At 75.8% G+C, this 18,828-nt stretch carries 8 protein-coding genes; 5 read left to right on the forward strand and 3 right to left on the reverse strand.

The annotated features are described in order from the left end of the window. Positions 1 to 46: 46 nt before the first annotated feature. A complete protein-coding gene (locus AB0E98_RS23125) occupies positions 47 to 6,019 on the forward strand; it encodes a TIR domain-containing protein (RefSeq protein WP_361705601.1) in 5,973 nt (1,990 codons plus the stop codon). A gap of 16 nt (positions 6,020 to 6,035) precedes the next feature. Here AB0E98_RS23125 and AB0E98_RS23130 read toward each other — a convergent pair whose 3' ends face one another. Then, positions 6,036 to 7,247: a hypothetical protein gene (locus tag AB0E98_RS23130; RefSeq protein WP_361705603.1), complete on the reverse strand. Its 1,212-nt coding sequence runs from the start codon at positions 7,245 to 7,247 to the stop codon at positions 6,036 to 6,038. A 236-nt stretch (positions 7,248 to 7,483) separates the two neighbouring features. On the opposite strand from AB0E98_RS23130, the gene AB0E98_RS23135 reads away from it, so the two are divergent. After that, complete coding sequence (locus AB0E98_RS23135) at positions 7,484 to 7,888, forward strand: hypothetical protein (RefSeq protein ID WP_361705606.1); 405 nt, start codon at positions 7,484 to 7,486, stop codon at positions 7,886 to 7,888. Between the two features lie 54 nt (positions 7,889 to 7,942). On the opposite strand, the gene AB0E98_RS23140 is transcribed toward AB0E98_RS23135, so the two are convergent. Continuing rightward, the gene (locus AB0E98_RS23140; RefSeq protein ID WP_361705609.1) at positions 7,943 to 10,090 is read right to left on the reverse strand and encodes a 3-hydroxyacyl-ACP dehydratase; all 2,148 of its coding nucleotides are present in this window, start codon (positions 10,088 to 10,090) and stop codon (positions 7,943 to 7,945) included. Positions 10,091 to 10,362: 272 nt separating this feature from the next. Further along, a complete protein-coding gene (locus AB0E98_RS23145; protein ID WP_361705612.1) occupies positions 10,363 to 16,368 on the reverse strand; it encodes a beta-ketoacyl synthase N-terminal-like domain-containing protein in 6,006 nt (2,001 codons plus the stop codon). 286 nt (positions 16,369 to 16,654) lie between these two features. Between AB0E98_RS23145 and AB0E98_RS23150 the strand changes: the two genes are divergently transcribed. The 3 genes from AB0E98_RS23150 to AB0E98_RS23160 all read left to right on the forward strand — a co-directional run bounded on the left by AB0E98_RS23150 (position 16,655) and on the right by AB0E98_RS23160 (position 18,787). Then, positions 16,655 to 17,191 (forward strand): hypothetical protein, encoded by a 537-nt coding sequence (locus AB0E98_RS23150; protein WP_361705614.1) that lies wholly within the window; start codon positions 16,655 to 16,657, stop codon positions 17,189 to 17,191. Positions 17,192 to 17,359: 168 nt separating this feature from the next. Then, positions 17,360 to 17,647, forward strand: a complete 288-nt coding sequence (locus tag AB0E98_RS23155; protein ID WP_361705617.1) for a hypothetical protein — start codon at positions 17,360 to 17,362, stop codon at positions 17,645 to 17,647. 150 nt (positions 17,648 to 17,797) lie between these two features. Continuing rightward, positions 17,798 to 18,787, forward strand: coding sequence for an alpha/beta hydrolase (locus AB0E98_RS23160; RefSeq protein WP_361705619.1), 990 nt, complete (start codon positions 17,798 to 17,800; stop codon positions 18,785 to 18,787). Positions 18,788 to 18,828: the final 41 nt, after the last annotated feature.

Genomic DNA, 18,828 nt, shown 5'->3' on the forward strand with positions numbered 1-18,828 from the left:
TGGCGAACACAGTGACCCCGGGGAAGTCCGTTCCTAGGATGGAGTCATGGTGGCACGCCAGGAAAGCGACGGACGACAAAGGCCGTTGGACTTCTTCATCAGCTACTCCCCGGCGGACGAGCGCTGGGCGGCCTGGATCGCCTGGACCCTGGAGGAGGCCGGTTACCGCACCGTCCTCCAGGCCTGGGACTTCGTACCGGGCACCAACTTCGTCGACTTCATGGACCGCGGCGTCAGTGAGTCCGTCGCCGTCATCGCCGTCCTCTCCCGCAACTACGAACGCTCCCGCTACGGGCGCATGGAGTGGCAGGCCGCGCTGCGCGCCGACCCCGACGCCCCCGAGCGCAGACTGATCACCGTGCGCGTGGAGGACATCCCCGTCGAGGGACTCCTCGCCACCATCACCTACGTCGACCTCGTCGGCGTCCACGACACCGCCGCCGCCCGTGAACTCCTCCTCACCCGCGTCGGCCACGCCCTCGACGGCCGTGCCCGCCCCGATCGCCACCCCGGCTTCCCCGGCCACCCCCAGAGCCCCGCGCCCGCCCCCGTCCCGAGCGTGCCGCCCGCCGGGCCCGGCCCCGGCAGCCCCGGCTGGGCCGGCCGCCGCCGCCCCGCGACCGCCCCCGGCTACCCCCAGGGCGCCACCGGTCAGCGTGCCCGGGACACCGTCTCCGTGCTCCACCTCGCCGGCCCCGCCTTCGGACGCGGCGCCGACCCCGCCGAGCTCCAGGCCGCCGTCTGGGGCGACCTCGTGGAACTCACCGACGCCGGGGCCCCCGCCCCCGACCTCCTCGTCGTCACCGGCGACCTCACCGCCTCCGGCAGCCCCCGCGAGTGCGACCAGGCCCTGAACTTCCTCACCGGCCTGCGCGCACGCCTCGGCCTCGCGGCCGACCGGCTCGCGATCGTCCCCGGCGGACAGGACGTCAGCCAGGCCGCCTGCCGCGCCTACTTCGCCACCTGCGAGGCCGACGAGATGCGCCCCCGGCCGCCCTACTGGCCCAAGTGGCGCCACTACGCCCGCCTCTTCCGCGAGCTCTACCAGGGACTCGACGCCGTCTTCGACGGCGACCAGCCCTGGACCCTCTTCCCCGTCCCGGCCCTGCGCACCGTCGTCGCCGGCCTCAACTCCTCCATGGCCCACAGCCACCGCCCCGAGGACCAGTACGGACTGCTCGGCCCCGAACAGGCCGCCTGGTTCGCCCAGGCCCTGCGCTCCTACGAACGCGAGGGCTGGCTGCGCCTCGGCGCCCTGCGCCACGCCCCGGAGACCCGCGGCGCCCTCGCGCCCGCCTCCGGCACCGCCCCCGACCCCGCACCCACGGCCCCCGCGCCCGGCCGCGCCCTGGGCTACGACCCCGGCCGCGCCGGCGGCCCGGTGGCAGGCCGGCGCCCCGCCGCCGCGACCCTGCGCGACACCGACGTCCTCACCCGGCTCACCGCCCCCCGGCTGCACCTGCTGCTCCACGGCCCGGCCACCACCGCCCGCCCCACCGGCACGGCCGCGGCCACCGCCGCCGTCCTGCCCCTGACCGGCCGCGACCTACCCGTCCTCGGCGCCGCCGCCCCCGGCCGCTACCGCCTCCTGGAGATCACCCGCGACGGGCTCACCCGCTGGCCCGAGAACCCCGGCGAGGCACCCCGCCGCTACACCCTCGGCTGGCGCGGCGCCCACCATGTCTTCGGACCCGAACAGCCCGTCACACCCACCCCCGAGGACCCCGCCGCCACCACCCCCGGCACACCGGCCGGCGCGACCGACGAGGCCCGCGCCGTCGAAGGCCCTCAGGAGGCCCTGCTCTCCCGCGTCGCCGAGGTCTGCCGCATCCGCCACCAGAACGTTCAGCTCCGCCGCCTCCCCGGCGACCCGCCCGGCCTGCTCGTCACCTGGACCGAGTCCGGCTTCGTCCGCCAGCAGCGCGTCGGCGTCCTCGTCGGTACCCCGCGCGCCGAGGACGTCGACAGCTTCATCGACCACGTCCACGCCTCCGGCACCGACCCCGACGCCGAACTCGTCCACGACGGCCCGCCGCCCCCACGGGAGCTCCGCGAACACGCCCGCCGCCGCGGCGTCCTCGTCCGCAGCTTCACCGAGTTCCAGGGCCTGCTGGACCTGCGCGGCTACGTCGCCGCCCAGACCGAGCGGCTGAGCGCCGACCCCCAGTACCAGCCCTCCCTCTACCTCCCCCAGCGCTACCGCGAACTGGAACGCCCCGGCGGCACGGAACGCGACGGGCTCGTCGACGACGTGCTGCGCCTCCTCGACGCCGACCACGGCCGCTTCCTGCTGCTCCTCGGCGACTTCGGGCACGGCAAGACCTTCGCCCTGCGCGAGATCGCCCGTCGGCTACCCGCCGAACTGCCTCACCTGGTCCCGGTGCTCATCCAGCTCAGCGGGCTCGACCGGGCCCACACCCTGGACGGGCTCGTCGCCGCCCACCTCGCCGGCCAGGGCGTCGACACCATCGACCTGCGCGCCTTCCGCTACATGCTCGGACAGGGCCGGATCGTCCTGCTCTTCGACGGCTTCGACGAACTCGTCAACCAGGTCACCTACGACCGGGCCGCCGACCACCTCCAGGTGCTCCTCGACGCCGCCGTGGACAGCGCCAAGATCGTCGTCAGCAGCCGCACCCAGCACTTCCGCTCCCAGGCCCAGGTGCTCACCGCGCTCGGCGAGCGCGTCGGGCTGCTCCCGCAGCGCCGGGTGCTCGCCGTCCAGGAGTTCACCCCCCAGCAGATCCGCTCCTACCTGGTGAACCGCTACGGCGACGAACAGGCCGCCGACCGCCGGCTCCGGCTGCTGGAGGGCATCCCCGACCTGCTCGCCCTGTGCCGCAACCCCCGGCTGCTCAGCTTCGTCGCCGACCTCGACCACGACCGGCTGCGCGCCGTCGCCGGCGCCGGCCGGGCGCTCAGCCCCGCCGGGCTCTACGAGGAGGTCTTCACCTCCTGGCTGCGCTTCGAGGCCCGGCGCGGCCAGGGCGGGCCCGGCGGCGCTCCCGGCCTGGACCTGACGCAGCTGTGGCAGGCCGTCACCACCCTCGCCCTGCGGCTGTGGGAGAGCGGCGAGAGCGCCCTGCGCCTGGACGAGCTCAACGACGTGGCCGAGACCCTCAGCGAACTCGCCGACTCCCGGCTGTCGGTGCCCCAGGCCGCCCACTCGGTGGGATCCGGCAGTCTGCTCGTCCGCACCGACGACGGACTCTTCCGGTTCATCCACGGGTCCGTGGCCGAGTGGCTGGTGGCCCGCGAGGCCGCGGTCCGGCTCGGGCGGGGCGAGACGGGCGAGGCCGACCTCCTGGCCCGCCGCCCGCTGAGCCGGCTGGCCGTGGAGTTCCTCTGCGACCTCGCCGACCACCGCACCTGCCAGCAGTGGGCCGAGCGGGCCCTCGGCGGCGAGGACGGCGCGGCGGAGGGCGCGGCCGGCGAGACGGCCAGGGCCAACGCCATGAAGATCCTCAGCAGGCTGCGGATCCCCGCCCACACCGATCTGCGCGGCGCCGTCCTCGCCGGGGAGGACCTGTCCTACCGCGACTTCTCCGGCGTCGACCTCACCCGCGCCGACCTCACCGACGCCGGGCTGACCGGCGCCGACTTCTCCGGCGCGATCCTGCGCGACACCCGCCTCGCCGGCGCCCGCCTCGACGACGCCGACCTCCGCGGCGCCGATCTGCGCGGCGCCGATCTGCGCCGGGCCCGGCTCATCGGCACCGATCTGCGCGGCGTCCGGGTCGGCGGCGGCAGCTGGCACCGCGCGGCCCTGATCAACACGGTCGCCGAACCGGCCGTCCTGGACACCCCCGAACTCCGTGCGGCCGCCGTCGCCCCCGGCCTGACCGCCGAGGCGGGGTTCCGGCCCGCGGCGGTCGGCGTGCCCTACGGCTTCGACATGCGCACCAGCCGGCTGCCCGAACCCGTCTCCTTCAGCCCCGGCGGCGAACTCCTCGCCCTCGGCGGCGAGGACGGCGGCGTCCTGGTCTGCGACGCCGCCACGGGCACCGCCCTGCGCACCCTCCACGGCCACACGGGCCGCGTCTACGCCGTCAAGTTCCGCGGCGGGGTGCTCGCCACGGGCGGCTCGGACGGCGCCGTACGGCTGTGGGACCCTGTCTCCGGCCGGAGCCTCCACCGGCTCACGGTCCACTCCGACGGCGTCTGGCCCGTCTCCCTGGACCTCGGCGGGGAGCGGCTGGCCACCGGTGACGCCGACGGCACCGTCACCCTCTGGGACGTCGCCACCGGAACCGTCACGCACCGCCTCCCCGGCCACAAGGCGCCCGTCTACACCGCCGTGTTCAGCCCCGACGGCACCGCCTTGGCCACCGGCGACGCCGCCGCGTGCGTACGGCTGTGGGACACCCGCTCCGGCCGGCTCCTCGGCGAGCTCGACGGCCACCGGGGCGCCGTCTACCGCGCCCGCTTCAGCCCCGACGGAACCCTGCTCGCCACCGGCGACATGGGCGAGGGCGACGGGGGCACGGTCCGCATCTGGGACGTCGCCACCCTGCGCCGGCGGCACACCTGCACCGGCCATCCGGGCCGCGTCTACACCCTGGACTTCCACCCCTCCGGCACCTTGCTGGCCAGCGGCGACACCGAGGGCCACGTCATGCTGTGGGACCCGCGCACGGGCGAGGCCGCAGGTGCCCCGCTGCGCGGCGGCGGGGCCGTGTACCAGGTGGTCTTCGACCCCGAGGGCGGCATGCTGGCGGCCGGCGGCAGCGACGGCTCCGTCCGGCTCTGGCGGATCACCCAGGCCACCCCGCCCGCGGCCGGCTGGACGGCCGCGCCCCTGCGCCGGCAGCCCGCCGACCACCAGGGATCGGTGTGGGCCTGCCGCTTCCGGCCCCACGGCGGCCCGGCGGTCCCGGAGTCGGGACCGCTGCTGGTGTCGGCCGGCAACGACGGCTCGGTACGGCTGTGGGACACCACCACCGGCCGTGGCCGCAACGTCCTGCGCGGCCACGGCCGCAAGGTCGTCGGCCTGGCCTTCAGTGCCTCGGGCGGCCAGCTCGCGGCCTGCGGCAACGACGGCGTCGTCCGGATCTGGGAGCCCGCCACCGGACGCCGGGTGCGCGAGCTCACGGGCGACAACGACCGGCTGGTCTCCGCCGTGTTCAGCCCGCGCGGACCGCTGCTCGCCACCTCCAGCAGCGACGGCGACGTCTATGTGTGGAACGCCGACACCGGCGAGTACCAGCGCGAGATCGACGCCGAGACCGACCACGTCTGGGCCGAGACCTTCAGCGCCGACGGCGAGTTCCTCGCCACCGCCAATGACGACGACACCGTCCGGCTGTGGTACCGCAGCACCGGCGCGCATGTGACCACCCTCGGCCAGCACCGGGGCCGGGTGCGCTCGCTGTCCTTCACCGCGGACGGCACGGGGCTGGCCACCGGCTGCGACGACTCGTTCGTCCGCCTGTGGGACCTCACCGAGAGCCGTCTCGTCGCCGAACTCGCCGGCCACACCGACCGGGTGTACGCGGTCGTCCACGGTCCGGGCGACGCCTGGCTGGCCAGCGCCTCCTGGGACGGGCAGGCCATCGTCTGGCAGGACGGCGCCGTCCGGCACCGGCTGCGGGGCCACACGGGACGGCTGTGGACGGCTGCCGCCCACCCGGGCCGCTCCCTCCTGGCCACCGCCGGCGACGACCGGACCATCCGGCTGTGGGAACCCCTGACGGGCACCGAGACGGGCCGGCTGACCGGGCACACGGGCCGGATCCTCACCCTCGCCTTCAGCCCCGACGGCTCCCTGCTGGCCAGCGGAGCCGAGGACGGCACGGTACGGCTGTGGTCGCTGCCGGAGGACGGCGCCCCGGCCGCGCGGGCCACGCTCATCGCCGTCCCGGGCGGCTGGGCCGCGCTGAACCCCTCGGGGGGCTACAAGTTCGACGGCGACATCGCGGGCGAGTTCTGGCACGTCGTGGGCATGTGCCGGTTCGAGCCCGGCGAGCTCGACGACCACCTGCCCGGGGTGCGGCGGCTGGCCATGGACGCCGAGCTCTGACGAAAGGGACGGGAGGTCAACGGGCGGTCCGGATCCGCAGGAAACGGGGGCGGTAGACGCTCGCCCGGTCGATCACGTCCTGGGGGGCGAGGCTGTTGACGTTGTAGGAGACGACCAGTTCGTCCGTGCCGTGCTCCAGCTCCGGGTGCTCGTGCGGGTTGTACGCCAGGACGTTCGGGTTCCGGTAGCTGCCGCCCGGCCCCGCCTCCGGCGCCGTGTACACCGTGCGCGGCGCCGTGAACGGTCCGCCGGGGGAGCGCGCCCAGGCCAGCCGCAGCTCCGCGCTGAACGGCACGTCCGCCCGCTGGGTGACCAGGGCGTACCAGGCCCCGTGCCGGACCACGCTGAGCTCGTCCGAGACCCGCAGCGCCGCCCCGCCGGGGCCGGTGAGCCGGGCGGCCCGGGACTCCTCGCGGGACCAGGAGCCGTCGGCGGCCCGGTACCGCCAGGGTCCGCGCAGGCCCCGGCCGTCCACCCGGGCCAGATGGAGGTGACTCCCGCCCGAGGGGGCCGCCTCGGTGCCGTAGACATAGGTACGGTCCCCCTCCCGGGCCAGCCACGCGCCCCAGGAGATCCCGGCCGACGACGGCAGCGGTGTGACCGACTCCGGCCGCGAGAGCCGCCCCTCGCCGAACCTCGCCACCACGGAGCCGCGCCAGGCCAGGTCCAGCGGCCCCGTGCCGGTCCGCGCGTAACGGGCGTAGACGACCGCGACGCCCCGGCCGTCGGGGATCCCGGCCCGCGCCCAGTACCACTCGCCCGCGGCCGGCGGCGACACCAGGGAGCCGGGCCGCCCGGACCGGTCCCGGCCGGTCACCGTGCGCGGGGCGCCGGAGGAGGGCCACAGGACGAAGCTGTTGTGGACGAACGGCGTCGTACCGCCCGCCCCGGCGACGGGGGAGCGGGAGCCGTCGGGCCGCACCGTGCCGAGGAACGTGTCCGAGAAGACCCACAGTTCACCGGCGGGCGTCGGCACCGAGTACGTACCGTCCCCACCGGTCCAGTGGCCCGGATCGCGCACCCGGTCGGCGTACGCCCCGAACGCCTCGTCGAGCGCCGTCAGCGGCCGCGCCGAGACGACCCCGGGCGGCCCCCCGGCACCCGGCGCCGCCCCCGGTGGCAGAAAGGCGCAGACCGCGGCGGCGGCCACGAGCAGCAGCCGGGGTACGGCCCGCCGGCGGGGGCGCACCGGCACCGGCGCCCGGTTCGGCATCCATGGAATCCGCATGGCGCACAGTCAACCGGCGGGACACCACCCCTGTCGCGGGAATACCGCCGGGGGCGACGCCCGGTCACGCGCCGGACCCCGGCGCCCCTTCCCGTCCCGGCGATCGGCCGAGCGGGTGATAAATGGCAGCACGGTCAGAGTGCACAGTGACGGCCGCGCACCCGGGGCGCGACGATGCCGTGGGCCGGGACCGTACGTGTGGTCCCGGATCCCCCCGTCCGTTCGTGGAGGTGTCCGTGTACGCAACCGACTTGGCCGTCAAGGCGCTGGAACCGACCCCCGAGGAGGAGCGCCTGGCCGAGGACTACGTCACCATCCTCGGCTCGCTCTCCGCCATGGAGCAGGCAGTGCGGGACGGCGCCTGGCACCGTCTGCGCGACGAGGCGGACGAGCTGATGAGCGCCGCCGAGGAGATGTGGGCCGGTCTCCCCGGTGCGGACGACGACGAGGCCGTCCCCGTCCAGGCCGTCCATGTGCCGTCCCAGGCCGACGGCGCGAAGATCCGCCAGCTGATCGCCGTGTACGCCCAGCACTGCGCGCTCGGCCGCGCCCTCTACCCCACGAGCCTCATCCAGGACGCCCAGCTGCGCCGGGCGGTGGAGGAGGAGCACGCGGAGGCGGAGCACCCGGCCGTGGAGTGAGGACGGCCCCGCCGGCGGGCGGCGGGGCGTTCCGGCCACAGGGCGGGCGCCCCCTCACGGCGTGCCCCGGCGGGCGTCCGGCAGGGCCACGGCGATGTTGTCGGCCCGGTAGATCCGCAGGCCGTCGCGCCACACACTGCCGTCGGCGCGCAGCAGCACCGTGCCGCCGGCCGCGCGGACCTCGCGGATGTGGACCTCGCCGCGCACCCGCCGGTGCCCGCGCAGGACCTGACCCTGGTAGGCCCAGCGCAGCTCCTCACCCGGCACGGTATCGGGGCCCGGCCCCGGCCGGTCGGCGAGCCCGGTGTACAGCGCGAAGGCCCGCACGGCCTGGAAGAGCATCTGCACCCCGACCGACCCGGGCAGCACCGGGTCGTGGGGGAAGTGCCGGCCGAAGAACCAGTCGCCGGGGTCCACCGCCTTGGCGCACAGCACATAGCCGGCGCCGTGCTCCCCGCCCCCGGGGACCAGCACCACGTCCTCCAGCAGCGCCAGCCGGCCCCGCCCGAGCCGGGCGTCGCGCCGTACGTCCAGCCGCCGCGTCCCCGCCGGGGCGACGGGCCGCCGCTCCAGCCACGGGGGCGTCTCCCGGCCGCCGTCCAGGCCCTTTTGCAGGGCGAGGACCTCGGACGTGAGATAGCCGTGCGTCGCCTCGCCCTCGAAGAAGACCTCGCCGCCGGTGCTCAGCGAGAAGCGGTACCGGTCGATCACCGCCCCCGGCAGGACGGTCGCGGACAGCAGCACGGCCTCCTGGACGACCGTCGACGAGCGCGGGTCGCACGCGCGGGTCAGCCGTGCCCGGCCCTCGAGGTTGCGGCAGACGAACGCCTGGTCGGGGTACATCCACAGGAGGCCGGAGAGCCCTCCGAGCAGTCCGAGGGGCTGAAGGGCCATCTCCATCAGGGCGAAGGCCGGTACGCCACCGCCGTGTTCCCGGCGGTACCAGGGGTCCGCCGGGACGTCGTGCTCGGTGATCAGCCGGGCGCCCGCCCGGTCCGGCCCGTCGCCCTCGTGCAAGGCGACGCCCCGGTCGACCGCTCGCAGCCCCGCGCGCGGCAGACGGGGCCGGACCGGTGTGGTGATTCCCTCGCCGCGCGCGTCCAGCACCGACGGATGGCCCTCGACGCCCTGGGCGATGTGCAGCTCGTGGAAGCGGGCCCGGGCACCGGAGGACGTCTTCCGGCAGCTGGGCCGGTCCGGGTGCGGCATCAGGCCGGCGCCGGGCCGCTCCCGTACCGTCGCGCCGAGGCCGTGCAGCCGTGCCACGACCCGCCCGCCGGAGGCGATCTCGCAGTCGGCGACCGCGTACGGGTGCGGCAGCGAACCGAGTTCGGTCACCTCCACGGTCAGCCGCCACGGCTCGCCGCCCGTTTCCGGCCCGGTCGGGCCGCCCCGCCACTCGACACGCACGGGACGGCCGGGCAGCGGGAGCACCCGGGCCCCGGGCAGACACAGGTGCAGCCCCTGGTGGAAGGCGTACACGCGCAGCGCCTCCAGGGCCGCCGCGACCGGGTACGGCCACTCCGGGCCGCCGTCCCCGATGGTCGTCGGCCGCGCCGTGGCGGTCAGCAGGCCCTGGCCGTACCGGCCCGCGCGCGGGCCGACCGTGATCTCCTCCAGCAGCGGGGCCGGCCAGGGCGCGGGCAGCTCGTCCGGCTCCAGGCCGCGCTGGTCGTGGGCGGGACCGAACACGCCCGCGACGTCCCCGGCGGCGAGCGCGTCGAGCTCCGCGCGGGTCAGCCGGTGGACGTCCGTCACCGCGTGCGGGTGGAACTCCTCCGGGAACCGTGGGACGTGACGCCGTGGCGGCTCCTCGTCCGTCGCGCGGAGCGTAAGGATGCCGCGCGCGCCGTCGAGGACCTCGCAACTCCCGTCCGGTGCCGAGTGGGCGCGGAGCGGGGTGGGCGCGTACGGCACGGGATCGTGCCAGGTCGCGGTGAACGTGTCGGGGCACGGGCGGGGTGCCGTGGCGTCGGCCAGCGCACGGGCCCCGGCGCGGAGCGCCAGCGCGGGGCCGCCCCATCGTTCCCACGAGTCGGGCGCGCTGTCCGGGTGAGGGGGCGGAGCGGGCGCCCCGGGAGCTCCGGGAGCCGCCGGGGCGAGGACGGTCCCGGCGGCGACGAGGCCGGTCTGCCAGGCGCTGATGGCCCGGTGAGCGACGAGCGCCGCCGCGTGGGCCTGCTGCACTGAGTGTGCGAGCATCCTGGCCACGTCCGTGGGGGCGGCCGTGCCGTCCGGTGCCGGTGCCGCCGGGGGCGGCACCGGGCCCCCGCGGGGGGGGGGCCCGGCCGGGGCGGCTCCCCGGCCGGGGAGCCGCCGGTCGCCGTGCCGTGGGCGTCGTCGGTCGCGGGTGCGGCCGGCGGGTCGGTGTCCGGGGCCGTGGGGGCCGGGAACGGCCGATGGGGTGGCTCCAGGGGGACGCCGTCGAAGCCGAGTCCGTCCATCGTCGTCCTCACCGTCGGTCTGTCAGTCCGTCAGCCCGCCGCCGCCCCGGCACCCGGGGCGGACCGGAGCGCGGTGAGCCGGGCCTTGAGCTCCCTTCCGGTGAAGGGGACCAGCGTCAGCCCCGTCCAGCGCTGGAGCACCCGGCCGTCCGGGTCGCACGCGGTGACGTCGCACCGCAGGTCGACGACCGACACGGACCCGAGCTCGGCCACGACGACGAACGGTCCCCCGTCGGGCAGCGGGGCGAACAGCTCCACGCGCTCGACGCTGACGGGCGCCGGGGCGTGCCCGAAGCGTGCCAGCCCCAGCAGCGCCCCCGTCTGGACCAGCAGATCGGCGAGGCAGGGGCTGTACAGCAGCCCCCCGAACGCGCCGTGGGCGAGGCCCGGGTCCCGTAGCGCCGCCCCCACGACCAGCCGGTCCGGGCCCTCCTCCAGCACGGCCTTGAGCCCCCGCAGGGACGGCCCGTGGAAGAGGCCGCCCGTCGCGTAGACGGGGTGCGTCTCGTCCCGGAACGGGTACGGCGGCAGGTCCTCCCGGCGGGGTGGCTCGGGCGCTCGCCCGGACCCCCGGTAGCGGCCCTCGTAGAGCACCTGGGTCTCCCGGCCGTCGTCCACCGCCCGCATCGTGACCACGGCGGCGCCCGGCTCCGCCGGGTCCGGCGTCAGCCGGGCCAGGGCGTGCCCCGGCTGGGAGCCGTCGAGGTACAGGCCCCGCCGGACGCGGAAGTCCCGGCACTCCGTCACCGGCCCGGCCTCTCCCCGGCACCGCTCCAGGACGTGGAGGCCCCAGCCGACGGCGGCGGTCAGCGGCAGTAGCGGAGCCCCCGACCAGCGGTGGTCGCGCAGCGCCGGCTCCGCCTCCAGGCCGGCCAGGTCGCGCCGGGCGGCCAGGCCCGCGCCGGGCGGCTCGGTGATGATCGTGAACGGCGCGCGCAGCGGCCCGATGACGACGGCACCGTCGACGTGGTCCGGGCCCATCAGGCCGACGAAGCGCTCGCAGCCGGTGCTCCGTGTCAGCACGGGGAAGCCCTGCTGGAGGAAGAACTCGCGCAGGTGCGCGGCCATGCCGCCCTCCCACGGGCCCCAGACGACGGGGGTCACCCGGCAGTGGGGGCGCGCCGCCGCGAAGGCCAGGCCGTAGCGGGTGAGCGCCTCGTTGGCCAGGGCGTAGTCCGTCTGCCGCACATTGCCCCAGTAGCCCGACACGGAGGCGAAGAGGACCAGCCGCCGCAGCCGGTCCGGGTCGAGGCAGGAGAGCACGTTGTGCAGTCCGGCGAGTTTGGTGTCGACCACGCGGGCGATGGAACCGGCCGCCAGCTCCCCGAGCGTCGAGTCCCCGAGCACCCCGGCCCCGTGCACCACCCCCGTGACGCGGCCGGCGTACGGGGCCAGAGCCGTGGCCAGCGCGGCGGCGTCGCGGACGTCCGCCGCGACGTAGTGGGCCTCGGCGCCCCGGGAGCGCAACTCCTCGACCAGGGAACGGATCCGGCGGTGCCGCAGCGGCTCGTCGACCTGGCCGGCGGCGTCTCCGGTGCTGCGCTCCTGCTCGGACCGGGCGTCGCGCGGCGCGTCCGGATCGTTCGGGCCGGCGGCCCGGCCGGGCTCGTCGGCGAGCCCGGTGCGGCCCAGCAGGACGAAGCCGCAGGGCCGTTCGGCGGCCAGGGCGGCCACGCACCACGCGGTGATGCCGGAGGCCCCGCCGGTGACCAGCATCAGGTCGTCGGCGGAGAGGTCCGCCGGATCCGGTCGCGCGGGCACCACCGGCTCCGGGGCGTCGGCCAGCACGGGGGTGCGGCGCAGCGTGCCGTCCCAGCCGACCTCGCGGACGTCGGTGGCGCAGTCGGAGACCTCCGCAAGGAAGGCCGCGCCGATCGCGTCGGCGGACAGCTCCGGGGCGACGTCCAGCGCGCGGCAGAAGAGCGAGGAGGCCTCCAGCGCCACGGACTTGACGAGGCCGCCCAGGCCCCCGGCCAGCGCCGCCACCGGGTCGCCGCCCGCGCCCGTGTACCCGAGGCGGCCGTCCAGCCCGGTGAGCGCGACGAAGGCGGCCCGGGTGCCGCGTACGGCGGATTCCCTCAGGGGAGGGCACAGGTGCTTGGCGACGAGGACGGCGTGCCGCAGCCGGGCGATCACCTCGCCGGCCTCCGCGCCGGCGGGGCGGCTCATCGCGATCGCGCACAGGTCGACGCGTTCCGCCGCCGTCAGCAGCGCGCCCACACCACGTACGAGCGCCTCCTCGGACAGGTCCGTCAGGACCCGCACGTCCGCCGCCGGCGCATCGGCCCCGGCCCCGGACGTGGTCCCGGCCCCGGGCAGCAGCAGCCGGAGGACGCGCCAGCCGGCGGGGCGGAGCGCCCCGGCCGCCGCCGCGCAGAGCGCGCCGCCGTCGTCCAGGAGGACGGCGCACGGCCGGTCCGGGTAGGCGTCCGTCCGTACGTCCACGGCGGGCAGCGGGCGGAGGACGGGGAAGGCGCGCCCGAGCGGGACGTCCTCGGTGTGGCGGAGCGCGCGGTCCGGAGCGGCGAGGACGCGTTCCAGCATCTCGGTGAGCTCGGCCACGGTCCGGGCCTCGCTGAACCGGAAGAGTTCCTCCCTGGTGATCATCGGGTAGCGGCGCCAGACCTCCGCCGCGATCTCCACCTGCTTGAGCGAGTCGATGCCCAGGTCCTCCTGGATGGAGAGGTGCGGCTCGATCATGTCGACGTCGTAGCCGGTCCGCTCGGCGACCACCTGGTGGAAGACCCGCTCCACTTCCTCCCGGTCGACGGCCGGCGGTCGGCCGGTCGACGGGCGGTCGGGCTCGCCGCTCCGGTGGGCGGCGACGAGTTCGGCGAGGGCGGAGCGGTCCGGTGCCGGTGCGTCCGGGGCGGTGACGGGCGGTGTGACGGGCGCGGTGGCCTGGGGGAGGGCCGGGGTGTCGGAGGTGAGCAGCCGGGTGACGACCTCGCTCGCGCGCGTATGCGCCTGCCCCACCGCCATGTTGTGATCCGCGATGGCTTGAACGGCCGTGGCCAGGGCGGCGTCGACCCCGCCGTTCGCCGCGCCCGCGCGCAGCAGCCTGCTCAGCTCCTCCGACGTGGCCAGTTGGCCGTCCAGGAACCGGGTGTGGGCGGCCAGGTGCTCGGCGGCGGCACGTGTCAGGGCAGCCGCGTCCACCGAGGGGACCGCCGCGCCGGAGGCGCTCCCGGGTGTGGCCCGCCAGGAGGCCGTTCGTTCCCCCGCCTGCCGGTCCGCCGCCCGCTGCGATGCCACGGCGGCGAAGTTCGGGCCTTCCAGCCGCCGGGCGACCTTCGAGGGCGCCGGCCGTCCGGGCGCGGGAGGGGCGTCGTAGCGGTTGGGCCCGACGAGCGGGAGGCCGAGCACGGCGAGCCGGAGCGCCGCCTCCTTGAGGGCGGCCGCGCCGTCGGCGTCCGGCCCGGTGTCACAGGCGACCGTCTCCACCCGCCGCCCGGCGAGTGTGCGTTCCACGAGCGCGGTCAGTACGTGCCGGGGGCCGAACTCGACGAACACCCCGACACCGTCCTCGTGCATCTCCCGTACCCGGGCGGCGAAGTCCACGGGGTTCCGCAGCTGCTCGGCCAGCGTCCGGCGGTCGGCGTCCGGGCCGTGCCCGTACGCGGCGCCCGCCGTGTTCGCGTACACCCGCAGGCGCGGCGCGGCGAAGTCCGTGGCGGCGCACACGGCGGCGAAGGCGTCGTGTGCCCGCGCGACGAACGGGGTGTGGAAGGCGGCGGCGACCGGCAGCCGCCGTACGGGCACCGAGAGCTCGGCGCAGTGCGTCACGAAACGTTCCAGCAGGGGTGTGGGGCCGCCGAGGACCTGTTCGTCCGGGGCGTTGCGGCAGGACACCGCCAGCCCCGGGTGCGTGGCGAGGAGCTCCCGCATCCTCTCCTCCGGGGCGCGCACCGCCACCAGCGCTCCCGGGTCCGTCCCCCCGGTCGCCTCCTCCATCGCCAGCCCCCGGGCCCGCGCCAGGGCCGGGAGGGCGGCGTCGTCCAGGACACCGGCCGCCCACAGCGCCGTCAGCTCGCCGAAGCTGTGGCCGAGGGCCGCGTGCGGGGCGAGGCCCAGCTCCGTCAGGAACCGGTACTGGCCCATCGCCAGCGCGCCGACGGCGGGCTGGGCGTAGGCGGTGCGGCGCAGGCGCTCCTCGGCCCGCCGGGGGTCACTGGCCGGGCACGGCGGCGGGAACACCGTGCGCGCGAGGGTGTCCGAGGGCGGGAAGAGCGCGCCCGCCGCGTCGAAGGCCGCGCGCACCGGGGGCACGGCGAGCAACGCGCCCAGTCCCATCCCCACGTACTGGCTGCCTTGCCCGGCGAACAGCGCGCCCACGCGGGTTCCTTCGGGGAGCGCCGTCCGCCGGTAGTGGACGCCACGCTTGTGCCGCCACGCGTCGCGCCCGGGGCTGTTCCGCAGTTGTTCGACGGCGGTGGCCAGGAGCGCGGCCCGGTGCGCGGCGTCCGCGGCGACGAACCCGAGGCGGGCGTGCCCGGGCGGGACAGGCCCCTCATCGGGGTCCTCGCCGCGCTCCAGCCGGGCGAGGAGCTCGGCGGGGCCGGGCGCGTGCCACAGCAGGGCCCTTGGGACGCGGTGCCCGGCCGGGGGCTCCGCGCCGGACGCGGGCCGGTGCTCCTCCAGTACGGCGTGGTAGTTGACCCCGCCGAACCCGAAGGCGGACACCCCCGCCCGGCGGACCGGGCGCCCCGGGTCGTGGATCCAGGGGCGCGCGGCGGTGTTGAGGTACAGGACGCTGTCGGCGCGGGCCGCTTCCGGGCCGGGCCGTTCCACGTGGAGGGTGGGCGGCAGCACCTTGTGGTGCAGGGCCAGGGCCGCCTTGATGAGCCCGGCGGCCCCGGCCGCCGCCTTGGTGTGTCCGATCTGCGACTTGACGCTGCCGACGGCGACGAACCGGTCGCCCTCGGGCGGATCATCCGCCGGGCCGAGGGCCATGAGCCGGTTGAGCGCGGCCAGTTCCACCTCGTCCCCGGCCGGGGTGCCCGTGCCGTGGGCCTCGATCAGCCCCACCGAGCGGGGCGGGCAGTCCGCGTCGCGGTAGGCGCGGTGCAGCGCGGTGAGCTGCCCGTCGCCGCAGGGCGCGTAGATGCTGGTGCCCCGGCCGTCGCTGGAGCCGCCCAGCCCCCGCAGGACGGCGTAGATCCGCTGGCCGTCCCGTTCGGCGTCGGCGAGGCGCCGCAGCGCCAGCATGCCGACGCCCTCGCCGATCAGGGTGCCGTCCGCCCCGGCGTCGAAGGGACGCACCCGGCCGCTCGGGGAGAGCGCGGGTGTTTTGCTGAAGCATATGAACGAGACGATGGAGTTGTCGGCGTCGCAGCCCCCGGTGATCATCAGGTCGGCCCGGTGGGAGACCAGCTCGTCGACGGCGGCCCGCAGCGCCGCCAGCGAGCTGGCGCAGGCCGCGTCCACGGTGTGATTGGCCGCCCCCAGGTCGAAGCGGTTGGCGATCCGGCCGGCCACGACGTTCCCCAGCACCCCCGGGAAGGAGTCCTCGGTCCACTCGGGAAGGCGTTCCAGATACGTCCTGACGATCCGCCGGGCCTCCTCCTCCGGCGCCCCCCGCGCCGCGACGGCCCGGGCGAGGGCGGGGCCCAGCAGCCGCGCGGCCAGCGGTATCAGGGTGGAGTTGGTGCCGCACACGCCGAGCACCACCCCGGTGCGGGCGGGCTCGTACCACGCGGCGCCCGGGCAGCCGGCGTCGCTCAGCACGTCCTCGGCCACCATCAGGCCGAGCAACTGGACCAGGCCGGTGGAGTCCACGGCCCGCGGTGTCATCCCGAACGCGCGCGGGTCGAACAGCGGGGGCGTCAGGAAAGCGCCGCGGCGGGCGTAGGTACGGTCCGGGGCGAAGGGGTCCGGGTCGTAGTGGTCGTCGAGGCTCCACCAGGCGGGCGGCACCTCGGCCGTACAGTCCCGGCCCGAGACGACGTTGTCCCAGAACTCCCGGACATCATTTGCCTCTGGGAACATTCCGGCGATGCCCACGATCGCGACGGGGGCGGCGGCGAGCGGACGCATGAGTCGAGTGTTCAGCGACCGGCGGCCCGCCCCAATAGGGCGGTCGGTAACATTCACGACTTCCGCGCATAAACATATAAAGGGGCATGTTGCGGAAGTGTTGTTGGCGCGCTCCGGCCCCTCTCGCCGTGCCCCATCAACACATCCCGGCCAACTTCGCACACCTGTCCCCATGCGTCATCGGGCCACGCACCAGCAACGTACGTCACATCGCCGGGCTAAACCTTGGCTGATCCTCATCCGGGGGTGCTGTCAGGCCGGGGTCGTGTGTCTACTGTCCTCGGCCATGCGCTCACAGAGATTCAGACGCCTCGGTCTGTCCGCCACTCTCGCCCTCGCCGCCGGCCTGACCTGCATGGCCCAGCCGGCCTCCGCGGCCCCCGCCGCGCCCATGACGGTCACCGTCGACAAGGCGACCGCCAAGCCCGGGGACACGGTCACCGTGACCCTCACCTTCACCAACGACCAGACCACGAACGCCCAGTTCGTGTACCAGTCGATCCAGCCCACCTGGAACACCACGCAGGACCCCGCCCTGAAGTACGCGTTCAAGACCTGCGCGGGCGACACCGTGCAGTGCGACGTGGCCAACCAGAGCGGCACCCTGCGCTACAACGTGCCGATCCTCCCGGGAGCCACCCGCACCGCCAAGCTGACCTACCAGATCGCCGCCGACTCGGCCTGCGGCCCCAGCCGGAAGATCGAGTTCTACTCGTACCTCTACTTCGAGTACCAGGGCGGCCAGGCGAAGAAGGACGGCGTCTACCAGACGAGCACCGACGTCGCCTGCGCCACGCCCGCCCCGGCGGCAGCGCACAAGTAGGCCGGTGGCACCCGGCCTCCGGGCCGGGGGCGACAAGCGGTGGGAGCGGCTCCGGCGGCGGCCGGGCCGCTCCCGGCAAAACCCTTCTGAGCTGGGGCGATTGTCAGTGCCCGGCAGTAGAATCGGGGGTGTGGAGAAAGGGTCCACGACCCCTAGAGGAGGACGCCCATGGCCGCTGTCGCAACACCGCATCCGCATCCGAATCTGCCGAGCCTTCCCACCCTGCCCAAGAAGCGCCTGCCCGCCGGGCAGCCGCGCGACTGGTACGAGACGTACAACCGCCAGCTGAAGGCGATGCGCCTGGCCATCGCCCTGCTGCACTCCGGCGTCTACACCCCCGACCGGGCGACGGACGGCAGGATACGGACGGCGGCGGCCCAGATCGGGGTGCGCGAGCCCTCCGCGACCACCTGCCGGCTGGTGCGCGCCCTCGTCGCCCGCGGCACCCCGTCCTGAACCCGGAGCCCCGCCCGATTCCGGCCGGTGGTCCCGGGAGTTCCCGGGACCACCGGCCGGCCCGGTCCTGAACACCGGGGCGGAACAGCCGGATTCCCTCTACCGTTGACCCGAGACGGCACGTTTCGCAGGTGAATCGCAGGAGGGCATGTGACCAGCGCGGTCGAGCACAGCACTGTCGAGGTCAACGGCGTCAGGCTGCACATCGCAGAACAGGGGCGGGGGCCGCTGGTCCTGCTGCTGCACGGCTTCCCGGAGAGCTGGTACTCCTGGCGCCACCAGTTCGGGCCGCTGGCCGAGGCCGGCTATCGCGTGGTCGCTCCCGACCAGCGCGGCTACGGCCGCAGCGAACAGCCCGAGGCCATCGACGCCTACAGCATCTTCCATCTCACCGGTGACGTCATCGGCCTGATCCACGCGCTCGGCGAGGAGAGCGCGGTGGTCGTCGGGCACGACTGGGGCGCCCCCGTCGCCTGGCACACCGCCCTGTTCCGCCCCGACGTCGTACGCGGCGTCGTGGGCCTGAGCGTGCCGCCGGTCCCGCGCGGCCCCGTACCGCCGCTGACCGCCCTCGGCTCGGTGCTCGGCGACGGCTTCTACCAGATCTACTTCCAGGAGCCCGGCCGCGCCGACGCCGAACTCGCGGCGGACCCCACGGCGGTCTTCCGCCGGCTGCTCGTCGGCGCCTCCGGCGACAGCCCCGTCACCGACCCGCCCCGCCCCTGGGTCGTCCCCAAGGGCGAGACCCTGCTGGACTCGATGCCCGAGCCCGACGGGCTCCCCGGCTGGCTCACCGAGGACGACATCGCCACCTTCGCCCGGGAGTACGCCAACCACGGCGACCACGCCTTCACCGGCGGCCTCAACTGGTACCGCAACATCGACCGCAACTGGGAGCTCACCGCCCCCTTCCAGAACCGGGCCGTCGACGTGCCCGCGCTGTACCTGACGGGCGACCGCGACGTGGTGCGGTCCTTCCCCGGCATGGACCAGGTCCTCGCGAACCTGGCGCACCTGGCGCCGAAGCTCCACCGCGGCGTGACCCTGCCGGGCTGCGGCCACTGGACGCAGCAGGAGCGCCCCGACGAGGTCAACGCCGCGCTCCTGGACTTCCTCGGTACGCTGCCCGCCGCGAAGTGACCGCCGCCGGCACCGCCCTGCCCGGGGCGGTGCCGGCCGGA

Source organism: Streptomyces sp. NPDC037389, from assembly GCF_040636475.1.
Classification (GTDB): domain Bacteria; phylum Actinomycetota; class Actinomycetes; order Streptomycetales; family Streptomycetaceae; genus Streptomyces; species Streptomyces hesseae.

Excerpts from the sequence above, each read along its gene's own strand:
- AB0E98_RS23140 (WP_361705609.1), bottom strand. The coding sequence starts at position 10,090 with ATGCTCGCACACTCAGTGCAGCAGGCCCACGCGGCGGCGCTCGTCGCT.
- AB0E98_RS23130 (WP_361705603.1), bottom strand. The coding sequence starts at position 7,247 with ATGCGGATTCCATGGATGCCGAACCGGGCGCCGGTGCCGGTGCGCCCC.
- AB0E98_RS23150 (WP_361705614.1), top strand. The coding sequence starts at position 16,655 with ATGCGCTCACAGAGATTCAGACGCCTCGGTCTGTCCGCCACTCTCGCC.
- AB0E98_RS23145 (WP_361705612.1), bottom strand. The coding sequence starts at position 16,368 with ATGCGTCCGCTCGCCGCCGCCCCCGTCGCGATCGTGGGCATCGCCGGA.
- AB0E98_RS23155 (WP_361705617.1), top strand. The coding sequence starts at position 17,360 with ATGGCCGCTGTCGCAACACCGCATCCGCATCCGAATCTGCCGAGCCTT.
- AB0E98_RS23125 (WP_361705601.1), top strand. The coding sequence starts at position 47 with ATGGTGGCACGCCAGGAAAGCGACGGACGACAAAGGCCGTTGGACTTC.